Here is a 19,681-nt window from a genome sequence, read left to right as displayed (position 1 = left end):
CTCAGTGGTCCCTGGAGGGGCCGACGCCCTCGTCCTCGGCGTCGGACCACAGTGAGGGGTCGTACTCCTCGTCCGTGATGAAGACGATCTCGCCCGGGCCTCCGGCGCGGTCCTGGGAGCCCACTCCGGCACCTCGGGCCACGAGGTCGACGTCGTCGGCAAGGCGCACGACGTCGTCGCGCAGCCGCTGGATGTCGATGGTGTTGCCGAGCTCCTTGGAGAGCGCGGTCACCGCCCGTCGGAGCCCGGCCACGTGTCCCGCAGCCGCCGTGAGGTCGTCGCTGACGCCCATGACACCTTCCCTTCGCAAGGAGGATGCGGATCGCCTGTGACCCGCGTCACGAACCTATCGCGTGGCTCCCGAGATTTCTCGGAAGCCGGCCGACGGGTATGCCGTCAGCGCACCGCGATGGGCTCACTGGCCCACGCACGGGCAGCGTTGACTGCCTCCACGACCCGGTTCTGCTGCTCCGCGACCCGCTCCGGTGCGGTGCCTCCCTTGGCGTTGCGGGAGGCCAGCGAGCCCTCGACGGACAGGACGCTGCGAACTCCCGGCGTCAGGTGCTCCGAGACCTCCGCCAGGTCGGCGTCGGTCAGGTCCCACAGCTCGATCCCCCGGTCCTCGCAGACCCGGACGCACGCGCCGGCGACCTCGTGGGCCACCCGGAACGGCACTCCCTCACGGACCAGCCACTCGGCGATGTCAGTGGCCAGCGAGAAGCCCTGCGGCGCCAGCGAGGCGAGCCGGTCGGTGTCGAACACCATCGTCGCCACCATCCCGCTGAACGCCGGCAGGAGGACCTCGAGGGTGTCGACGGCGTCGAACACCGGCTCCTTGTCCTCCTGGAGGTCGCGGTTGTAGGCCAGCGGCAACGCCTTGAGGGTGGTCATCAGGCCGGTCAGGTCGCCGACGAGGCGACCAGCCTTGCCGCGCGCCAGCTCGGCGACATCGGGGTTCTTCTTCTGCGGCATGATGCTCGACCCGGTCGAGTAGGCGTCGTCGAGCCTGACGAAGGAGAACTCCTTGGTCGCCCAGATCACCACCTCCTCGGCGAGCCGCGAGATGTCGACCGCGGTCATCGCGGCGACGAAGGCGAACTCGGCGACGAAGTCCCTGGAGGCGGTGCCGTCGATCGAGTTCTCGACCGATGTGGTGAACCCCAGGTCTGCGGCGACCGCCTCGGGGTCGAGGCCGAGCGAGGACCCAGCGAGGGCACCGGAGCCGTATGGCGAGACCGCCGCCCGCGCGTCCCAGTCCTGGAGCCGCTGGACATCACGCAACAGGGCCCAGGCGTGGGCGAGCAGGTGGTGTGCGAGCAGCACCGGCTGGGCGTGCTGCAGGTGGGTGCGCCCCGGCATCGGCACGTCGGCGTTCCTGGTGGACTGGTCGACGAGGGCGTCGACGACGTCGAGCACCAACGCCGCCACCGACCGGGCGTGGTCGCGCAGGTACATCCGGAACAGGGTGGCCACCTGGTCGTTGCGGGACCGGCCGGCGCGCAGCCGCCCACCGACGTCGGCTCCCGCCCGGTCGAGCAGGCCGCGTTCGAGGGCGGTGTGCACGTCCTCGTCGTCCTCGGCCGGCAGGAACGCCCCGGAGCGCACGTCGTCGGCCAGCTGGGCCAGCCCCGCAAGCATGGCGTCGAGGCCGTCATCGTCGAGCAGGCCCGCGGAGTGCAGCACCCGGGCGTGGGCTCGTGACCCGGCGATGTCGTACTGAGCGAGCCGCCAGTCGAAGTGGGTGGACTTGCTGAGCGCGGCCAGCGCATCGGCCGGCCCTCCCGCAAAGCGTCCGCCCCAGAGGCTGACCTTCTGCTCGCTCACTCGTTCTCCTCCGTGTGGGGGGTGGCCTGGCCGAGCAGGTCGTTGGCAACCTTGCGGCTGGCCGCGGTCCCGGTGGTGATGACCATGATGGTGTCGTCGCCAGCGATCGTGCCCAGCACCCCCGCCAGTGCCGCGTGGTCGATGGCCGAGGCGAGGTAGTTCGCCGCCCCCGGAGGAGTGCGCAGCACGACGAGGTTGTGCGACGGCTCGGCCGTCACGAGCAGCTCCTCGCACACGCGCCGTAGTCGGGCGGTGAGCTGGGTGCGGTCGGGCGCCGGACGAGCGGTGCGGTCGCCACCCTCCCCCGGCACGGCATAGACGAGCGTGCGTCCGGAGCGGACCTTGACGGCCCCGAGCTCCAGCAGGTCACGCGACAAGGTGGCCTGGGTGACGTCGATCCCGTCGTCGGCGAGCAGGTCGAGCAGCTCGTTCTGCGACCGGACCTCGGTGCGCCCGAGGATGGTCACGATCCGTTGCTGGCGACCGGTCCGGGTGGCAGCGAGGCTCATCGGCTCAGGCCTCCTCTGTGCCGTCGGCGCCCTCGAGGAGGAACGACAGGAGGGCCTTCTGTGCGTGGAGGCGGTTCTCGGCCTCGTCCCAGACCACGGACTGGGGTCCGTCGATGACCGCCGCTTCGACTTCGAAGCCCCGGTAGGCCGGCAGGCAGTGGAGGAAGATGGCGTCGGCCGCTGCATGGGCCATGAGCTCCTGGGTCACGGCGTACGGCGTGAACGGGCTGGCCGCCCCCTGACGCTCGCCCTTCTCCCCCTCCATCCCCATCGAGACCCAGGTGTCGGTGACCACGACGTCGACACCCTTGACCGCTGCCGCGGCGTCGTCGGTGACCACCACCGAGCCACCCTGCGCGGCGGCGATCTCGGTCGCCCGCGCGAGGATGGCTGGGTCGGGCTGGTGACTGGTGGGCGTCCCGATGCGGACGTGCATGCCGGCCAGGGCGCAGCCGAGGAGGTAGGAGTGGGCCATGTTGTTGGCGCCGTCCCCGACATAACCGAGTGTGAGGCCGGGCAGGGCGCCCTTGTGCTCGAGGACGGTGACGAGGTCGGCGAGGATCTGGCACGGGTGGAACTCGTCGGTGAGCGCATTGACGACCGGGACGCCGGCGTGGGCAGCGAGCTCCTCGATGCGGTCCTGGCCGAAGGTGCGCCACACGATGGTTGCGGATTGCCTGCCCAGCACCCTCGCGGTGTCGGCGATGGACTCGCGGACCCCGATCTGGGCGAGGTTGCCGTCCACCACGAGGGGGTAGCCGCCCAACCCCGTGATGGCGCCGGCGAAGGACACCTGGGTGCGCAGCGTCGGCTTGTCGAACACCACGGCCACGGTGCGCGGGCCCTCGAGCGGACGTCGGGAGAACGGCGCAGCCTTCAGCTCGACCGCCCGCTGGAGGACCAGTGCCTGTTCCTCGGCGGTCAGGTCGTCGTCGCGCAGGAAGTGACGAAGGCTCATGCGGTGTCCTCGGAGTTGGTGGCTGCGTCGAGCAGCGCGGGCAGGGCGTTGACGAAGGAGTCCAGCTCCTCGGTGCTGATGACCAAGGGTGGCGCAAGCCGGATCGCCTGCGGCGCAACGGGATTGACGATGAACCCCGCGACGCGCGCCAGGGACGCCACCTGCGCCGCCACGGGCCGGGACAGCACGATGGCGCGCAGGAGTCCGGCCCCGCGCACCTCCGTGATGAGCGGATGACCAAGGGCGAGAACGGAATCCGCGAGGTGCTGTCCAGCCTGCGCGGCGTGGGCGAGTAGCCCCTGGTCCTCGATGGTCTCCAGGACCGCCAGCCCGGCGGCCGCCGCGAGCGGGTTCCCGCCGAAGGTGCTGCCGTGCTGACCGGCCGTGAGCAGCCCTGCCACCTCGGGACCGAAGGCGACGAGCGCGCCGATGGGCACTCCCCCGCCGAGCCCCTTGGCGAGGGTGATGGCGTCGGGGACGATGCCCGCCTGCTGGAAGGCGAACCACGTCCCGGTGCGGCCGATGCCCGTCTGGATCTCGTCCAGGACGAGCAGGGCGCCATGCTCCCGGGTCAGCTCACGGGCCAGCTGGAGGTATGCCGTGCCGGGGCTCAGCACGCCGGCCTCACCTTGCACCGGCTCGAGGACGACGGCGGCGGTCTCGGACGTGACGGCGGCACGGAGGGCGGCTTCATCGCCGAACGGGACGTGGCTGACGCCGGCGATGAGTGGCTCGAAGGGCTCGCGGTACGCGGGCTTGTGGGTCAGCGCCAGGGCACCCGTCGTGCGTCCGTGGAAGGCTCCCTCGGCGGCGACGATGCCCGACCGGCCGGTGCGGCGGCTCAGCTTGATCGCGGCCTCGATCGCCTCGGCCCCCGAGTTCGCGAAGAAGACGGCGGAGCCCTCTGGGGCGCCGGCGAGCTCGATCAGCCGCTCCGCCAGGGCGATCTGCCCCTCGGAGGTGAAGAGGTTGGAGACGTGGATCGCCTCGCCAGCCTGCTTGCTGATCGCACTCACCAGCGCCGGGTGGCCGTGGCCCAGCGCGTTGACGGCGATGCCGCCGACGAGGTCGAGGTAGCGGTTGCCGTCGACGTCCCAGACGTGGCACCCGCTGCCGTGCGACAGCACCAGAGGCGGAAGTCCGAAGACACCCATGACCGAGCGCTGGTAGCGGGCCAACAGCTCCTCGTTGCGCGCCCCCATCAGGACTCCTCGTCCGGGACGATCATCGTGCCGATCCCCTCGGAGGTGAAGACCTCCAGGAGGAGGGAATGGGGTTGGCGTCCGTCGATGACGTGCGCCTGGGGGACGCCACCCTCAACCGCCCGGATGCACGCCTCGAGCTTGGGGATCATGCCCGCGTCCACGTTGGCGAGCAGCTCCTGCGCCCCTCTCACGGTCAGCGACGACAGCAGCGAGTCGCGGTCCGGCCAGTCGGCGTACACGCCCTCCACGTCAGTCAGCATGACGAGCTTGTGGGCCTTGAGCGCGACGGCCAGTGCTGCGGCGGCCGTGTCGGCGTTGATGTTGAGGACCTGGCCTTCGACGTCGAGGTCGGGAGCCACGGTGGACACGACGGGGATGCGCCCGGCGTCCAGGATGTCCTGCACCGCCCCGGGGTTGACCGTCTCGACGTCCCCGACCAGTCCGAGGTCGACCTCTTCACCGTCGACGCGGGTGCCGCGGCGGCGGGCGCCGAAGAGGGCGGCGTCCTCGCCGGACAGCCCCACGGCCACGGGACCGTGCTGGTTGAGCAGCCCGACGAGCTCGCGACCGACCTGACCCGTGAGGACCATCCGCACGACGTCCATCACCTCGGGCGTCGTGACGCGCAGGCCGCCCCGGAACTCGCTCTGCAGACCCAGCCGGTCGAGCATGGTCGCGATCTGGGGACCGCCGCCGTGGACGACCACGGGGCGCAGTCCGGCATACCGCAGGAAGGCCACGTCCTGCGCGAACGCGGCCTTGAGGTTGTCGTCCACCATCGCGTTGCCGCCGTACTTGACGACGACGAGGGCACCCCGGAACTGCTCGAGCCAGGGCAGCGCTTCGACGAGCGTCTGGGCCTTGCCCTGGGCGACGCGCAGGGCGGCGGCCCCGATGTGGCCGCGAACGGTGTTGGTCGGACGGCTGGGCGGTGGAGTCATGAGGAGTAGGCCGAGTTCTCGTGGACGTAGTCGTGGGTGAGGTCGTTGGTCCAGACCGTGACCGAGCGGTCTCCGGCGTGGAGGTCGACGACCACGTGGACCTCGCGGGGGGTGAGGTCCACGAGGGTGCGGTCCTCGCCCACGCCGCCCGCGCGGCATACCTCGACGCCGTTGATCGACACGTCGAGCTGGTGGGGGGCGAAGGCAGCCTTGGTGGTGCCCACGGCGGCGAGCACGCGCCCCCAGTTGGGGTCGTTGCCGAAGACCGCACACTTGAACAGGTTGTTGCGGGCGATCGAGCGGGCCACCTCGAGCGCGTCGTCCACGGAGGCAGCGGTCCGCACCTCGATGGCGATGTCGTGGCGGGCGCCCTCGGCGTCGGCGATGAGCTGCCTGGCGAGGCTCGCGCAGACCTCGGTGACGGCCGCAGTGAGGTCGGCTGCGTCGACCGTGACGCCGGAGGCGCCCGACGCGAGCAGCAGGACCGTGTCGTTGGTGGACTGGCAGCCGTCGGAGTCGATGCGGTCAAAGGTCACGGCCGTGGCGGCGCGCAGGACGCCATTCAGCTCCGCGGGCGCGACGACGGCATCGGTCGTCACGACGACGAGCATCGTGGCGAGCGCCGGAGCGAGCATGCCGGCGCCCTTGGCCATCCCGCCCACGACCCAGCCGTCGCGCTGTGCCTGCGCCACCTTGTGGACCGTGTCCGTGGTCTTGATGGCGATCGCGGCGTCCACCCCACCTTCTGGTGCGAGCGCGCCACCTGCCCGCTCGACTCCTTCGAGCAGTGACGGCATGGGCAGCAGCTCGCCGATCAGACCGGTCGAGCAGACGACGACGTCACCAGCGGAGACGCCGAGGACCTCGGCGACCTTCTCGGCCGTGGCGTGGGTGTCGGCGAAGCCCTGGGCACCCGTGCACGCGTTGGCACCACCGGAGTTGAGCACCACCGCATCGACCCGGCCGTCACCGACGACCTGGCGCGACCAGGTGACCGGGGCGGCCTCGACCCTGTTGCTGGTGAACACTGCCGCGCCGTGGTGGTCCGGGCCGTCGTTGACGACGAGTGCGAGGTCAGGGTTTCCGCTGGCCTTGAGGCCGGCGACGACGCCGGACGCCCGGAAACCTTGCGCTGCGGTCACGCTCATGAGGTGCCTCCCGAGAGCCTGGCCGGTGCCGCGGTGTTGCCCCCACGCTTCCAGGTGGCCATCGCCTCGTCGGCGTGCTCGGAACCGATGAGGATCCAGTCGGTGTCGTAAGTCGAGAGCGCGAGGATGCTGATGCCCTGCTTGGCCAGCGGCTCGAGCAAGCCCGACAGGACACCGACCGTCGAGAAGTCCAGCGGCCCGGCGATCTCGAACGCGGTCAGCGGTCCTTGCACCCGAGCGTCCTTGGGCACCGAGTCGAACGCGCAGACCACCGAGGTCTCGCTGTCGGTGTAGGTGATCGAGGCCAGCGGGCCGGTCCGCCAGTCCCACGCGGGCTCCTGGCCGGCCGGCAGCCGGACGAAGGCGACCGGCTCGGCGTGCCGCATCAGGTGCAACGGCAGGCTCATGGCGACACCCCTGCGATCGGCAGGCCGGTTGTCTCGGGCAGCCCGAGGGCGAGGTTCATGCACTGCACAGCGGCACCTGCCGTTCCCTTGGTGAGGTTGTCCACCGCCGCGACGGCGATGACCCGCCCGGTCCTGTCGTCGAACGTGACCTGGATGTGCACGCAGTTGCTGCCCAGGACGCTCGCGGTGGACGGCCACTGCCCTTCGGGCAGGAGGTGGACGAACGGCTCGTCGGCATAGGCCTTCGCCCACGTCTCCCGTATGCCGCGTGCGTCGGTGTCGCTCACGCCGTCGGCCAGGCGGGCGGTGCAGGTCGCGAGGATCCCCCGTGGCATCGGCGCGAGCGTTGGCGTGAAGGACACGCGGACGTCGGTGCTGTCCACTCCCCCGGCCGCCGTGAGGTTCTGCTCGATCTCGGGGGTGTGCCGGTGGACCCCACCGACGCCGTAGGGGGACATCGCCCCCATCACCTCGGCGCCGAGCAGGTGCGGCTTCAGGGACTTGCCGGCGCCCGAGGTGCCGGATGCCGCCACGACGACCACGTCCTCCCCCGACAGCAACCCGGCGGCATACCCGGGGGCGAGGGCCAGCGAGACGGCAGTCGGGTAGCAGCCTGGTACTGCGATGTGGCTGGTCCCCACGAGCGCCTCGCGCTGGCTGCCACCGCCCACGGGCAGCTCGGGCAGCCCGTAGGCCCACGACCCGGCATAGGGGGTGTCGTAGAAGGTCGTCCACGCCGACTCGTCGCGCAACCGGAAGTCCGCGCCGCAGTCGATCACCGTGACCGAGTCGGGCAGCTGCGCGGCGAGCGCGGCCGAGTGGCCGTGAGGCAGGGCGAGGAACACCACGTCATGCCCGGCGAGCACCTCGAGCGTGGTGTCCTCGATGACCCGGTCGGCGAGCGGGGTGAGGTGGGGGTGGACGTCCCCCAGACGCTGACCGGCACTGGAACCCGCGGTCAGCGCGCCGATCTCGACCTCGGGGTGCCCGAGCAGCAACCGGAGGATCTCGCCTCCGGCATACCCGCTCGCCCCTGCCACTGCCGCTCTCACCATGTGCATAAACATACACGAGCGTGCACACTCATGCACAACTCGTGGGCGGCGAATGACGGGTAAAGGTCTGACCAGTCTTCTGGCTTGTCTAGCCACCTTCTCGTACGGTGCTGTCTCGAGTCGCCCAAGGGGGGAGGCTGACGAACGGAGGGGTGCGCATGAGTGCCCACTGCCAACAGCACCTACTGCGTTGCCCGCGATGACTCGCCCGCGTTCAGCGGCTGGGGGTCAACGTGCGGCATCACGTAGCGGGGCTCGCACTCCTGGCGGTCCTCATGGCGGGCGGGTGCGGCGCCGATACCAGACCTCCGCAGGCAACACCATGCCGCGGACTCCTCGACGTTTCCGACTCCGCTGCGTTCGTGCAGTACAGCGTCAGGAAGGACCGGTTCTGGGACGTCACCCTGGGGATGCTCCAGAACCCCTGCGCCCACGCCATCGACGTCGTGGGGGTGGAGCTCGGCGCAGCGATGGGAGTTGCGGGACAGGGGCGTCTGTCGCCCTTCGTCCCGATCAGGTATTCGCCGCCGTGGCCTGGTCGCCTCGGGCCTTGCCCCCGTTCGAGCCGTTCCGCGTCGCTGCTGGCAGCACGGTCCAGGTCGTCGGGCGGTTTGCGGTGACCGGTGACGAACCCGTCAAGGTTCCGACTGCGACCCTCGCGCTCCGAGATGGCGAGCAGTCCGGCACTCTCACCCTGACGCCGAGGGTGTCACTCTGCACGTGCGGCCCTCCCGGCTAGGGGCTCGGGTCTACCGCGAAGCATGCACGACCCCGGCTCGTTCAGGTCAGCGGGTCGTCGTCGCCCCAGCGCAGCAACCCCAGGGTGCGGTCGGCCTCGCCCAGCCCCCGACCGGCTCGGGCGCGCAGGGACTCAGGGGTGTCGACGCCGGCGCGGACCATGCGACCGTTCCAGTCGTCAAGCTCGCCAGCAGCGATGGCGAGCAGCAGCTCCGCCACGACAGCGGGCGCGGTCCACTCAGTGCGCTCGCGATGGGCGTCCATCGCCTCGGTCATGTCGGTGCGGACCACGCCTGGGGCCAGGTCGAAGGCGCGCACGCCGTGGACGGAGTTCAGGCCCGTCGCGGCGGTGAGGCGGGCGAGGGCGCCCTTGCTGACGTTGTACGCGGTGGCGCTGTCGCCGTTGCGGTAGGCCGCCCCCGAGTTGATGTTGACGATCCGGCCCGACCCAGCCGCCACCATGTGCGGGAGCACCGCGTGGGTCGTGAGGTAGGGACCGCGCAGGTTCACCTCGACGGTCTGCCACCACTCGTCGGGGTCGCTGTGGGGCAGCGACACCTCGGCGTCGATGACACCCGCGTTGTTGACCAGCAGGTCGATCCGCGCACGGCGAGCGATGATGTCAGCCACCCAGCGCTCGACAGCCGCCCGGTCGGTGACCGGCGCGACGGAGCGCGAGCCGCGCTCCACGGCATACCCGGCCTGCTCGAGGGTGGTGGCGAGGTGCTGACCGATGCCGCGGGAGGCGCCGGTCACCACGGCGACGGGGGCTGCGCTCACCGCTGGATCGCGCCGGTGCGGGCCGCGGCCGCGGCGACGGCCTTGTCGCGCAGCGCACTCACCTCGTCGGTGGTCAGCGTCCGGTCGGTGGCACGGAAGGTCAGGCGGTAGGCCAACGACTTCTTGCCCGCCTCGACCTGCTCGCCGCGGTAGACATCGAACAACGCCACGGACTCGAGGCTCTCCCCCGCGCCCTCGCGCAGGGCTGCCTCCACGGCGGCTGCCGGCACAGTCTCGTCGACCACGAGGGCGACGTCCGTGTGGGCCAACGGATAGGTCGACAGGGCACTCGCCTGCAGGGGCGTGCCCGTCGCCGCGACGAGCACGTCGACGTCGAGCTCGCCGGCGACGGTGCGCGCGGGCAGCTCGAGGGCGGCCGTCACCTTGGGGTGCAGCTCACCCGCGTAGCCCACCACTGTGCCGTCGGCCAGGGCCAGCTCGGCGCAGCGCCCGGGGTGCCACGGGGCACGGACGACGGACGCGACCACGAGGTCCAGGCCCACGGACCGGCCCACCGCCAGCGCCCACGCCACGGCGTCCGAGGTGTCGGCCTTGCGACCCGGCCCCCAGGGCCCTCCGTGCTCGACCTCACCAGCAGCCGCGTATGCCGCGTGGCGGGGCTGCGCCGGTACGGCACCGAGGATGGCGGCGAGAGTCTCGTCGTCGGGACGCGACTCGATGCCGGGGACGGGCGCGCTCGTGGGGTCCTGCTGGGCGCGCGTGACGAGGCCGATCTCGTAGACGGCGATGTCGCGCGCACCACGAGCGACGTTGCGGCGCAGGGTGTCGAGCAGTGTGTCGAGCACCGACGTGCGCATGACGGGCGCCTCCTCGGACAGCGGGTTGACCAGCGAGACCACGTGCCTGCGCTCGTCGTCAGCGGGCAGGCCGAGCCGGTCGAACAGCGACCGGGAGACGAACGGATAGCTCAGCACCTCGGTGAGTCCCTGGTGGGCCAAGGTCGTGGCGACGACCCGACGGATTCGCTGGCCATGGGTGAGGCCGCGGCCGGCTGCCTTGGGCTGGGGCAGGACCGACGGGATCTGGTCGTAGCCACGCACCCGCGCGACCTCCTCGACCAGCTCGGGTCCGTTGGTGAGGTCGGGCCGCCAGGAGGGCGGCAGCACGCTGACGAGGTCTGCGCCGGCGCCGGCGCCGGATTCGGTTGCCGTCACCACGCAGCCGATGGCGCGAAGCGTCGCGAGCACCTCCTCACGGGGGTAGTCGAGCCCGATGTAGCGGGTCGGCAGGGTGGTGTCGAAGTCGAACGGCTGGGCCGGCGCGCGGTGGTCGACGTCGGTGACGCCGGCGTCAGCCGTGCCACCTCCGTGCTCGACCAGCAGGTCGACCGCCAGCTCCGCGGCAGCTGCGGCGACGGCGTGGTCGACGCCGCGCTCGAACCGCTTGGACGCCTCGGTGGTGAGGCGGTGCCGACGCGAGGACCGGGCCACGGTGATCGGGTCGAAGTGGGCCGCCTCGATCAGGACGTTGGTGGTCCTCTCGGTGACCTCCGAGGCAGCGCCACCCATGACCCCCGCGATGGCCAGCGGGGTGTCGGCCCCGTCGACGATGAGGAGGTCCTCGGGGTCGAGCGCGCGCGCGACGTCGTCGAGCGTGGTGAGCTTCTCCCCCGGCCGGGCGCGACGGGTCCCGATCGAACCCGACAGGGTGTCGAGGTCGAAGGCGTGCAGCGGCTGGCCCAGCAGCATCATCACGTAGTTGGTGACGTCGACCGCCAGCGAGATCGGTCGCATCCCGACCTGCGTGAGCCGCTTCTGCATCCAGCGGGGGCTCGACGCCGTGACGTCGACGCCGCGCACGACGCGAGCGACGTAGCGGTCGCAGCCCGGCACGCCTTCGAGCGGCGAGGCATCGGCGAGCTCCACGGCATACCCGGCGTCGGTGGGCTCCGGGGACGTGATCTCGGCGGGGTCGCGGAACGTCGCGCCGGTCGACAACGCGTACTCGCGCGCGATGCCACGCATCGAGAAGCAGTAGCCGCGGTCGGGGGTGACGTTGACCTCCACGACCTCGTCGGCCAGGCCGAGCAACGCGATGGCGTCGTCACCAGGGGTGAGGGTGGCGGCAGCCTCGGCACCCAACAGCTCCGACAGCACGATGATGCCGTCGTGGTCCTCACCGAGCCCGAGCTCGCGGGCCGAGCAGATCATGCCGTTGGACACGTGGCCGTAGGTCTTCCGTGCGGAGATCTCGAACCCGCCCGGCAGCACCCCCCCGGGGAGCACGCAGACGACGAGGTCACCGACGGTGAAGTTGTGCGCCCCGCAGACGATCTCCTGGGCCTTGCCCTCGGAGACGCGCTGGCCGTGCTCGCCGACGTCGACGGTGCACCAGTTGATCGTCTTGCCGTTCTTCTGCGGCTCGGGCTCGACCGACAGCACCCGGCCGACGACGAGGGGACCGGCGATGTCGCCACCGTGCAGGCCCTCCTCCTCGAGGCCGACGCGCACGAGCGCAGCAGCGATGTCCTCACCGGTGGCGTCCGCGGGGACGTCGGCGAGCTCGCGCAGCCAGGACACGGGCGCGTGCATCAGATCTCCATTCCGAACTGCTGGGAGAAGCGGACGTCTCCCTCGACGATGTCGTGCATGTCGGCGACGTTGTGGCGCTGCATGAGCGAGCGCTCGATGCCGAGCCCGAACGCGAAGCCGGTGTAGCGGTCGGTGTCGACCCCCGCCGCCCGCAGCACGCGCTGGTTGACCATCCCCGATCCGCCGAGCTCGATCCAGCCGGTGCCACCACAGGTGCGGCACTTGTCGCCGTCCAGCGAGCCCGACCCGCCGCAGATCCAGCAACGGCAGTCGATCTCGGCGCTCGGCTCGGTGAACGGGAAGTAGTTGGGACGCAGCCGGGTCACGATGCCCTCGCCGAACAGCCGCTGGACGAACGCGTCCAGGGTGCCCTTGAGGTGGGCCATCGTGATGCCTTCGTCGACCACCAGTCCCTCGAACTGGTGGAACACCGGCGTGTGGGTCGCGTCGAGGTCGTCGGTGCGGAACACCTTGCCGGGACACAGGACGTAGATGGGCGGCTCGCGGTCGAGCATCGTGCGGACCTGCACCGGCGAGGTGTGGGTGCGCAGGACGAGCCCGGAGCCGGCCGGCTCGACGAAGAAGGTGTCCTGCTCCTGACGGGCAGGGTGGTCGGCCGGGATGTTCAAGGCGTCGAAGGTCAGCCACTCGGACTCGACCTCGGGTCCCTCGGCGATCTCCCAGCCCATGGAGACGAAGATGTCCTCGACGCGCTCGGAGACGAGGCTGATCGGGTGGCGGGCCCCCATCGGCCTGCGCGGCACCCGCACCGTCACGTCGACGGTCTCGTCCACCAGGATGCGCTCGTCGCGCTCGGCCTCGAGCTCCGCCTGCCGTGCGGCGAGCGCCTGGGCCACCTGGCCGCGGGCCTGGCCAACGCGCTTGCCGGCCTCGGCCTTGGCACTGGGTGGCAGCGCACCGATCTCGCGGTTGGCCAGCGCCAGGGCACTCTTCTCGCCCTGGTGCGCCAGTCGAGCGGCCTTCAGCTCGTCGAGGTCCGCGGCGGCGGCGATGGCCTGCCGGGCATCGGCGACGGCCTGCTCCACCACGGCGGGATCGAGCGCTGCGACCTCGACGGGGTCGTACTGCTTGTTCGGTCCTGACATGTCTTCCACTCTGCTCATCGGCTGGTCAGCACGGCGCACCGGAGGCGGCGCACCGAAGTCTAGGGGCCGCATGGCTGCGCCCTCGGGGCTGGGTTCGGCCTTCGGGACGGAGCGGCAACTGCGATGAGGTATGCCGGTCGGCCGGCGTGGTGACGCACCGGGACGGCTGCGTCGGTGGCCCTCAGTGCAGCGGTGCGACCGCGCCCGAAGGCACGGTAAATCGCTGCACGAGGTGGCTCACGGGTCCAGCCTGACCTGCGGCACACGGTCCGCGCAACCTGGTTTCGGCGACCGAGCACTGCTGACGGTCGCGGCCCAGGCTGGTTCTCGGAACACCCTCAAGCGAGGTAGTCGGGCGGCTCGGATGGCAGGCTGAGACGGAACTGCGCGCCACCACTCGGCGCCGACTCCACCTGGACCCGCCCGCCGTGCGCCTCGACCAGACCCTTGACGACATAGAGGCCGAGCCCCGTGCTCCCCCTGCCCGAACCGTGCCAGAACCTGCTGAACACCAGGTCCCGGTGGTCGGCCGCGATGCCCTTTCCCTCGTCGCTGACGACCAGGTCGACACCGGTGGCACTGTGCCCCTTGGACTCCAGCGCCTCCTGGCCGTTTCCGGTCGTGGGCTGCGCCCCGAGGGTCACCATGCCGTCGCCGTGTCGGAACGCGTTCTCGATCAGGTTGGAGAGGATCTGGTCGAGCCGGTCTGGGTCCGCCCACACCTCGGGCAGGGTCTCGGGTACCTCGATGGAGAAGCGGTCCCGTTCCTGGCCGCTGGCCACGGCTCGCTCCACGTGGCGGCCGTAGACAGCGGCGACGTCGATCGGCAGGGGCCGGATCTGCAGTCGTCCCGAGTCGATGCGGGACACGTCGAGCAGCTCGGTGATCAGGCGGGTCACCCGGTCGGCATCGGCCTCGATGGTCTCGAGCATGAGTCGCTTCTGGTCGTCGGTGAAGCGGTCCCACCGACGCAGCAGCGTCGAGGAGAATCCCTTGACCGAGGTGAGCGGCGAGCGCAGCTCGTGGGCGACGGTGGAGATGAGCGCTGCGTGGTCGGCCTCGAGCCGTCGGCGTGCCTCCGCATCACGCAGCATGAGGATGACGCGGTTGACCGGCTTGTTGCGCCCCGGCCTGAGGTACTTCGCGGTGACGAGCACCTCGGCGCCACCGTCGACCATGAGGTACTTCTCGCGATGGCCGGTCCGGATGTCCAGGCCGTTCCAGGGGTCGGTGACGTCCCACCAGTCGGTGCCGTCGTTGTCGCGCAGCACCAGCGCGGTGCGGATGTCGCGGCCCACGAGCTCGCTGCGGGCGATGCCGAGGATCTGGACGGCTCGACGGTTGACGAAGCTCACCTTCGCATCCGCCTCGGCTGCGACCATGCCGTCAGGCAGGAGCTCACTGGCCAATGCAGCCTGCTCGGGCGGCAGGATGGAACCGGGCCGGAAGTCCATGCCGCCGACCCTAGTGGTTCTGGGCGCCCGCGGACGCGTAGAGACAGACCGTGGCGGCCATCGCGAGGTTGAGCGACTCGGCCTTGCCGTAGATCGGCACGCGCACGACCTCGTCACACAGGTCGCGGATCTCGGGTTCGAGCCCCCAGGCCTCGTTGCCCATCACCCAGGCGTGGGCAGGCAGGAGGTCGACGTCCGGCAGCATCGTCGTGCCGACGCCGTCGGCTGCCAGCACAAGGATGCCGGCCGCGCGAAGCCTGGCCAGCGTCTCCTCCACCGGCAGCCCGGTCACCAGGGGCAGGTGGAACAGTGAGCCGGCGGTCGACCGCACCACCTTGGGCGCGTGCACGTCGACCGACGCGTCACTCACGAGGACGGCGTCGGCACCAGCCGCGTCCGCGCCGCGGATCACCGTCCCCGCGTTGCCCGGATCCCGGACATTCGTCAGCAGGACGAGTAGTCGGGGCCTCCGAGCGAGGACCTCGTCAAGGCTGGCGGTGACCACGCGGCATACCGCGGCAATCCCCTGGGGGGCAGGGGTGTCGCACATCGCTGCGAGGACGTCCTCGGTCACCTCGTGGAGGTAGAGGTCCGCCTCCTCGGCTCCGGCCACGATGTCGGCGTGTCGCGCGCGGGCCTCGGCGGTGAGGTACAGGTCCACCACCCGCTCGGGGTGGTGGACGACCACCTCGCGGACCGACTGCGGCCCCTCGACGAGGAACCGGCCGGTCTTGTCACGCACGGAGCGCCGGGACAGTGCCCGCACCGACTTCACCCGGTCGGCTCCCGGATTGGTCATCACGGGAGGTTCACGGTGGGTCGGCGGGGGCATGTCCCGGCGCTCGGAGGGTGCTTGGTCGATCAGGCCGACGCGGCCGCGGTCTCCGTGGTCGCCGGCACGTTGGCGCGGGCGATCTCGACGAGGGCGGTGAACGCCGCCTCGTCGTTGACGGCGAGCTCGGCCAGCATGCGACGGTCGACCTCGATCTCCGCGGCCTTGAGGCCCTGGATGAACCGGTTGTAGGTCATGCCGTTCGCGCGGGCGCCGGCGTTGATGCGCTGGATCCACAGGCGACGGAAGTCACCCTTGCGGGCGCGACGGTCACGGTAGGCGTACCCGAGGGAGTGGGTGACCTGTTCCTTGGCCTTGCGGTAGAGCCGCGAGCGCTGTCCGCGGTAACCGCTGGCGCGCTCGAGGACGACCCGGCGCTTCTTCTGGGCGTTGACTGCCCGCTTCACGCGTGCCACGTGAGTTCTCCTTGCTGTCTAACTGCTTGCGAGGCTGCTTGCTGAGCCCGGCCAAACAATGGGATGGGTGGGCTCGGCTACTTGCCGAGGAGCTTCTTGACCTTCTTGGCGTCCGGCTTGGACACCTCGACGTCGTTCGCGATCGAGCGGGTGTACCGCGAGGACTTGTGCTCGAGCAGGTGACGGCCATTGGCCTGCTCACGCATGACCTTGCCGGTGCCGGTGAGGCGGAAGCGCTTCTTCGCGCCAGAGTGCGTCTTCATCTTCGGCATGGGGCCGATCTCCTTGTGTTGGTGTGTAGCCGTGTGTCGTTCGTGCGTTGTGGATCAGGGGTGGAACGGGCCTCAGCCGGTCGGCTCGGTGGCCTTTGGCTTGGCCGCGGGCTTGGCCACCGGCTTGGCCGTGGCGGCCGGCTTCGCAGCGGGCTTCGCCGTGGCGGCCGGCTTCGCAGCGGGCTTTGCCTCAGGGGCCGGGACCTCAGCCTCGGGGGCGGCGGGGGCCTCAGCCTCGGGGGCGGCGGGGGCCTCAGCCTCGGGGGCGGCGGGGGCCTCTGCATCGGAGGCGGGGACCTCAGCCTCAGGGGCGGTGGGCTCCGCGGCTGTCTCGACCGAGACGTCCTGTACCTGGTCTACCGGCGGGGCGTCGTGCACCTGGTCGGCGTCGTGCACCTGGGCGGCGTCATCCGCGTGAGCGGGGGTGGCCGACCGGGCGCGGCGCTGCTCGGCCATCGCCTCCGACTTCTTCTTGGTCGGGCCGAGCACCATGATCATGTTGCGGCCGTCCTGCTTGGGGGCCGACTCGACCGTGCCCAGCTCGATGACGTCCTCAGCGAGGCGCTGCAGCAGCCGGAAACCCAGCTCGGGGCGCGACTGCTCGCGTCCGCGGAACATGATCGTCACCTTGACCTTGTCGCCGCCCTTGAGGAACCGCTCGACGTGGCCCTTCTTGGTGCCGTAGTCGTGCGGGTCGATCTTCGGGCGGAGCTTGATCTCCTTGATGACCGTGTTGACCTGGTTCTTGCGCGCTTCGCGAGCCTTCAGTGCCGCTTCGTACTTGAACTTGCCGAAGTCCATGAGCTTGGCGACGGGAGGCTTGGCCATCGGGGCAACCTCGACGAGGTCGAGGTCAGCCTCGGCGGCCAGACGCAGCGCGTCTTCGACGCGCACGATGCCGACCTGTTCTCCGTTGGGGCCAACCAACCGCACTTCGGGAACCCGAATGCGGTCGTTGATGCGAGGTTCGCTGATGTTGGTGCTCCTCTGTTGGAAGTTCACTGCCCGTGAAAGTTCACTGTCCGGCCGCTGCAACGAAGAAAGGCTCCCCGTCGCCGTTGCGCGGGAAGCCTCACCTGATCCGGTTCACGAGTTCACCAAGGGCAGGTATGCCGCGTGGCTCGCGCCCACGGCATACGCCCTGCGTGACCTCGTTGACCCGGCAACCGTGAGGTTGACGCGGGTGGAAGCAGGTGCTGCTTCACTTGCACACCGGGCCCGGTGCTGGGTCACCCTCTCAGGTCACCCGACGATGGACACGGCCGGTCGATCTGCAAGGCTACCAGCGTGAGCACCGAATCTCCCAATTCCCCCGAAGGCCCCGACCTCGCCGCCACCAGTCACGAGCAGGCCACCCGCGACATCGCCGAGGTGCCGGCTGTCGAGGTCATCACCACCGCGGCCATCCACCTGATGAGCGCAGCTGCGGTCAAGTGCGGGCTGGCCGAGGGTCCGGACGCGGGCGAGCACCTCGACCTGGACGAGGCGCGGCGACTGATCAGCGCCCTGGCCGGACTCATCACCGCGGCGGCCCCCGACCTGGGCAGCCAGCACGCCGCCCCGCTGCGGGACGGGCTGAAGTCGCTGCAGCTGGCTTTCCGCGAGGCCTCGGTGATCCAGGACCCGCCGGGCCAGGGGCCGGGCGAGAAGCTGACCGGTTCGGTCGTGTGACCCGGGCCGGCCCTCCCCGACGAAGGGCCGGGACCGCCAGCCCGAGCGCTCAGGCGTCGGCGGTGGCGCTCAGCCGCTGAGCGGCGCGGCGCTGCGAGGCTCGCCCTGAGGTGGCCACGGCGCCGACGAGGGCGACCAGCAGCCCGATCACCGCGACGACGAGGAAGCCCGCCTGCCAGCCCTGGTGGTCGATGGCGACGCCCGCCATCGGTGCGCCGAGCGCCATGCCTCCGGTCATGAACGAGCCGTGCCAGCCCATCGCCTCGCCGCGCGCGGCCCCCGGGACCACCCGGCTGACCTGGTCCACGGTCGCCGTGATGGTCGGGGCGCAGAACAACCCGGCCACGAAGGACAGGACCGCCAGCGAGGGCACGCCGTGGGCCAGCGCCATCGGTGCGCTGACCAGCGCGAGCCCGCCGAGCAGCCAGAAGGCTGAGACCGACTTCTGCAGCCCGCCGTAGACCAGGCCGCCCAGGAGGGAGCCGAAGCCCCAGACGGCCAGCACCCAGCCGATCGAGGACTGGGCGTCGAAGTCTCGCAGCGCGGCCACGATGGCGATGTCGGTGCCGCCGAGCACGACGGTCGTGGCCGCGGCTGCCAGGCAGATGACGATGAAGGGTGCACGGAACCAGTCCGATCGCGCCACGCGTGGCACCGCAGCGCCGACGCCCTCGTCGTTCACGAGCCCAGCGTCCACCAGCCCGGCGTCCACCAGTCCCTCGTCGATTGGCTCGGCCGCCTCGTCGTGCATGACGGGGTTGGCGAACCAGAGCAGCACACCGGCCAGCACCCCGAGCATCTCGATGGCGAAGAGCACCCACTGGGTCGGCCAGAGCGTGGCGGCCCAGACCCCGGCAGCCGGGCCGACCATGAAGGACAGCTCGACGGCCACGGAGTCCAGGGAGATCGCCGTGCGCCGGTCGTCCTCGGGCACTGCGGCGATCACCGCCTGGCGGATGATCGAGAACGAGGGGATGACGAACAGCCCGGCCAGTGCCGCGAGCCCCAGGAGCCACCAGTACGAGACGAAGGGCGCGATGGACCAGCAGACGGCCGCGACGACGATGGAGGGCAGGACCACGCGGCGCAGGCCTCTGCGGTCGAGGAGGCGGCCACGCCACGGCCCGCTGATGGCGATGGCGATGGTCGCCGCGGCCGACACCAGACCGGCTGCTGCGTAGGACCGCCCGAGGTGGGAGACGACGTGCAGGGTCAGCACCACTCCGCCGGCGAAGATGGGCATGCGCACCAGGAAGCCCAGCACCAGCGCCCGCCGCAGGGCGGCACTGGCGAGGACGCGGCGGTAACGGGCGTTGGCGAGCTGCACCCACCCACTGTGCCAGCCCGCACTGACAGTGGCCAAACCCTTTTTGCTCCTGTCATGAAGCTGTCGCCCAGCGGCGGGAGTCCGCAGGCGGCAGACCCGCGCAGCGCGCCCCCGGGCCACTGCCGACGACTAGGTTGCCGACCATGACGATCTACCACCTTGCCGAGCCGGAGAAGTGGGAGCAGGCCCGCAGGTCGGGGAGCTACACCGAGTCGACGCGAGGTCGGACCCTGGCGCAGGAAGGCTTCATCCACTGCTCCTCCGAGCAGCAGTGGCCCGTCGTGCGCCGCTCGTTCTATGCGGACTACGAGGGCACCTTGCTCCTGCTCGAGATCGACCCGTCCCGACTCACCGAGCCCCCGGTCGAGGAGATCGGCGACCCGGACACGGGCGAGACCTTCCCCCACCTGTATGCCGCCCTGCCGGCCGACGCCGTCGTGGCCGTCACCGAGCTCGCGCCGCCGCACGCCTGAACTGCGGGCGCCC

Annotated in this window: 20 protein-coding genes; 2 read left to right on the top strand and 18 right to left on the bottom strand. The window is 70.9% G+C overall.

Annotation, left to right across the window (positions count from 1 at the left end):
• Position 1 precedes the first annotated feature (1 nt).
• The 17 genes from AC1DWP_RS01415 to infC form a co-directional block, all read right to left on the bottom strand.
• A complete protein-coding gene (locus AC1DWP_RS01415; protein WP_477612668.1) occupies positions 2 to 292 on the bottom strand; it encodes a hypothetical protein in 291 nt (96 codons plus the stop codon).
• 104 nt (positions 293 to 396) lie between these two features.
• Positions 397 to 1,824, bottom strand: a complete 1,428-nt coding sequence (argH, locus tag AC1DWP_RS01410) for an argininosuccinate lyase (RefSeq protein ID WP_477612667.1) — start codon at positions 1,822 to 1,824, stop codon at positions 397 to 399.
• On the bottom strand, positions 1,821 to 2,333 hold the full coding sequence (locus tag AC1DWP_RS01405) for an arginine repressor (protein WP_477612666.1): 513 nt from the start codon (positions 2,331 to 2,333) through the stop codon (positions 1,821 to 1,823). Before AC1DWP_RS01405 ends, argH begins: the two co-directional genes overlap by 4 nt.
• Positions 2,334 to 2,337: 4 nt before the next feature.
• A complete protein-coding gene (argF, locus tag AC1DWP_RS01400; RefSeq protein ID WP_477612665.1) occupies positions 2,338 to 3,291 on the bottom strand; it encodes an ornithine carbamoyltransferase in 954 nt (317 codons plus the stop codon).
• Entirely contained in the window at positions 3,288 to 4,493 is a 1,206-nt protein-coding gene (locus AC1DWP_RS01395; RefSeq protein WP_477612664.1) for an acetylornithine transaminase, read from the bottom strand. The genes argF and AC1DWP_RS01395 overlap by 4 nt, the downstream gene beginning before the upstream one ends.
• Positions 4,493 to 5,437, bottom strand: coding sequence for an acetylglutamate kinase (gene argB / locus AC1DWP_RS01390; RefSeq protein WP_477612663.1), 945 nt, complete (start codon positions 5,435 to 5,437; stop codon positions 4,493 to 4,495). The genes AC1DWP_RS01395 and argB overlap by 1 nt, the downstream gene beginning before the upstream one ends.
• A complete protein-coding gene (argJ, locus tag AC1DWP_RS01385; protein ID WP_477612662.1) occupies positions 5,434 to 6,585 on the bottom strand; it encodes a bifunctional glutamate N-acetyltransferase/amino-acid acetyltransferase ArgJ in 1,152 nt (383 codons plus the stop codon). The genes argB and argJ overlap by 4 nt, the downstream gene beginning before the upstream one ends.
• A complete protein-coding gene (locus AC1DWP_RS01380) occupies positions 6,582 to 6,992 on the bottom strand; it encodes an ACT domain-containing protein (RefSeq protein WP_477612661.1) in 411 nt (136 codons plus the stop codon). The genes argJ and AC1DWP_RS01380 overlap by 4 nt, the downstream gene beginning before the upstream one ends.
• Positions 6,989 to 8,047: an N-acetyl-gamma-glutamyl-phosphate reductase gene (argC, locus tag AC1DWP_RS01375; protein WP_477612660.1), complete on the bottom strand. Its 1,059-nt coding sequence runs from the start codon at positions 8,045 to 8,047 to the stop codon at positions 6,989 to 6,991. Before argC ends, AC1DWP_RS01380 begins: the two co-directional genes overlap by 4 nt.
• A gap of 780 nt (positions 8,048 to 8,827) precedes the next feature.
• On the bottom strand, positions 8,828 to 9,565 hold the full coding sequence (locus AC1DWP_RS01370) for an SDR family oxidoreductase (RefSeq protein ID WP_477612659.1): 738 nt from the start codon (positions 9,563 to 9,565) through the stop codon (positions 8,828 to 8,830).
• Positions 9,562 to 12,117, bottom strand: coding sequence for a phenylalanine--tRNA ligase subunit beta (pheT, locus tag AC1DWP_RS01365; RefSeq protein ID WP_477612658.1), 2,556 nt, complete (start codon positions 12,115 to 12,117; stop codon positions 9,562 to 9,564). Before pheT ends, AC1DWP_RS01370 begins: the two co-directional genes overlap by 4 nt.
• The gene (pheS, locus tag AC1DWP_RS01360; protein ID WP_477612657.1) at positions 12,117 to 13,223 is read right to left on the bottom strand and encodes a phenylalanine--tRNA ligase subunit alpha; all 1,107 of its coding nucleotides are present in this window, start codon (positions 13,221 to 13,223) and stop codon (positions 12,117 to 12,119) included. The genes pheT and pheS overlap by 1 nt, the downstream gene beginning before the upstream one ends.
• Before the next feature lie 338 nt (positions 13,224 to 13,561).
• The gene (locus tag AC1DWP_RS01355; RefSeq protein WP_477612656.1) at positions 13,562 to 14,677 is read right to left on the bottom strand and encodes a sensor histidine kinase; all 1,116 of its coding nucleotides are present in this window, start codon (positions 14,675 to 14,677) and stop codon (positions 13,562 to 13,564) included.
• Between the two features lie 10 nt (positions 14,678 to 14,687).
• A complete protein-coding gene (locus AC1DWP_RS01350; RefSeq protein ID WP_477612655.1) occupies positions 14,688 to 15,476 on the bottom strand; it encodes a TrmH family RNA methyltransferase in 789 nt (262 codons plus the stop codon).
• Positions 15,477 to 15,538: 62 nt separating this feature from the next.
• Positions 15,539 to 15,925: a 50S ribosomal protein L20 gene (rplT, locus tag AC1DWP_RS01345; RefSeq protein ID WP_140737333.1), complete on the bottom strand. Its 387-nt coding sequence runs from the start codon at positions 15,923 to 15,925 to the stop codon at positions 15,539 to 15,541.
• Between the two features lie 77 nt (positions 15,926 to 16,002).
• The gene (gene rpmI, locus AC1DWP_RS01340) at positions 16,003 to 16,197 is read right to left on the bottom strand and encodes a 50S ribosomal protein L35 (protein ID WP_179422513.1); all 195 of its coding nucleotides are present in this window, start codon (positions 16,195 to 16,197) and stop codon (positions 16,003 to 16,005) included.
• A 72-nt stretch (positions 16,198 to 16,269) separates the two neighbouring features.
• Positions 16,270 to 17,130, bottom strand: coding sequence for a translation initiation factor IF-3 (infC, locus tag AC1DWP_RS01335; RefSeq protein WP_477612654.1), 861 nt, complete (start codon positions 17,128 to 17,130; stop codon positions 16,270 to 16,272).
• A gap of 354 nt (positions 17,131 to 17,484) precedes the next feature.
• Here infC and AC1DWP_RS01330 point away from each other — a divergent pair, with 354 nt between their 5' ends.
• Positions 17,485 to 17,868 (top strand): DUF1844 domain-containing protein, encoded by a 384-nt coding sequence (locus tag AC1DWP_RS01330; RefSeq protein WP_477612653.1) that lies wholly within the window; start codon positions 17,485 to 17,487, stop codon positions 17,866 to 17,868.
• Between the two features lie 49 nt (positions 17,869 to 17,917).
• On the opposite strand, the gene AC1DWP_RS01325 is transcribed toward AC1DWP_RS01330, so the two are convergent.
• Positions 17,918 to 19,195 (bottom strand): MFS transporter, encoded by a 1,278-nt coding sequence (locus AC1DWP_RS01325; protein WP_477612652.1) that lies wholly within the window; start codon positions 19,193 to 19,195, stop codon positions 17,918 to 17,920.
• Positions 19,196 to 19,338: 143 nt separating this feature from the next.
• Here AC1DWP_RS01325 and AC1DWP_RS01320 point away from each other — a divergent pair, with 143 nt between their 5' ends.
• Positions 19,339 to 19,668, top strand: a complete 330-nt coding sequence (locus AC1DWP_RS01320) for a DUF952 domain-containing protein (RefSeq protein ID WP_477612651.1) — start codon at positions 19,339 to 19,341, stop codon at positions 19,666 to 19,668.
• The last annotated feature ends 13 nt before the right edge of the window (positions 19,669 to 19,681 follow it).

The sequence above is a fragment of the Pedococcus sp. P2_F6 genome (assembly GCF_056403675.1).
This window is presented reverse-complemented; position numbering and strand designations above follow the sequence as displayed.

Bases quoted from the DNA above. Each gene is read 5' to 3' on its own strand.
- AC1DWP_RS01415 (WP_477612668.1), bottom strand. From the start codon at position 292: ATGGGCGTCAGCGACGACCTCACGGCGGCTGCGGGACACGTGGCCGGG.
- AC1DWP_RS01405 (WP_477612666.1), bottom strand. From the start codon at position 2,333: ATGAGCCTCGCTGCCACCCGGACCGGTCGCCAGCAACGGATCGTGACC.
- argF (WP_477612665.1), bottom strand. From the start codon at position 3,291: ATGAGCCTTCGTCACTTCCTGCGCGACGACGACCTGACCGCCGAGGAA.
- AC1DWP_RS01395 (WP_477612664.1), bottom strand. From the start codon at position 4,493: ATGGGGGCGCGCAACGAGGAGCTGTTGGCCCGCTACCAGCGCTCGGTC.
- argB (WP_477612663.1), bottom strand. From the start codon at position 5,437: ATGACTCCACCGCCCAGCCGTCCGACCAACACCGTTCGCGGCCACATC.
- argJ (WP_477612662.1), bottom strand. From the start codon at position 6,585: ATGAGCGTGACCGCAGCGCAAGGTTTCCGGGCGTCCGGCGTCGTCGCC.
- AC1DWP_RS01380 (WP_477612661.1), bottom strand. From the start codon at position 6,992: ATGAGCCTGCCGTTGCACCTGATGCGGCACGCCGAGCCGGTCGCCTTC.
- argC (WP_477612660.1), bottom strand. From the start codon at position 8,047: ATGGTGAGAGCGGCAGTGGCAGGGGCGAGCGGGTATGCCGGAGGCGAG.
- pheT (WP_477612658.1), bottom strand. From the start codon at position 12,117: ATGCACGCGCCCGTGTCCTGGCTGCGCGAGCTCGCCGACGTCCCCGCG.
- pheS (WP_477612657.1), bottom strand. From the start codon at position 13,223: ATGTCAGGACCGAACAAGCAGTACGACCCCGTCGAGGTCGCAGCGCTC.
- AC1DWP_RS01355 (WP_477612656.1), bottom strand. From the start codon at position 14,677: ATGGACTTCCGGCCCGGTTCCATCCTGCCGCCCGAGCAGGCTGCATTG.
- AC1DWP_RS01350 (WP_477612655.1), bottom strand. From the start codon at position 15,476: ATGACCAATCCGGGAGCCGACCGGGTGAAGTCGGTGCGGGCACTGTCC.
- rpmI (WP_179422513.1), bottom strand. From the start codon at position 16,197: ATGCCGAAGATGAAGACGCACTCTGGCGCGAAGAAGCGCTTCCGCCTC.
- AC1DWP_RS01320 (WP_477612651.1), top strand. From the start codon at position 19,339: ATGACGATCTACCACCTTGCCGAGCCGGAGAAGTGGGAGCAGGCCCGC.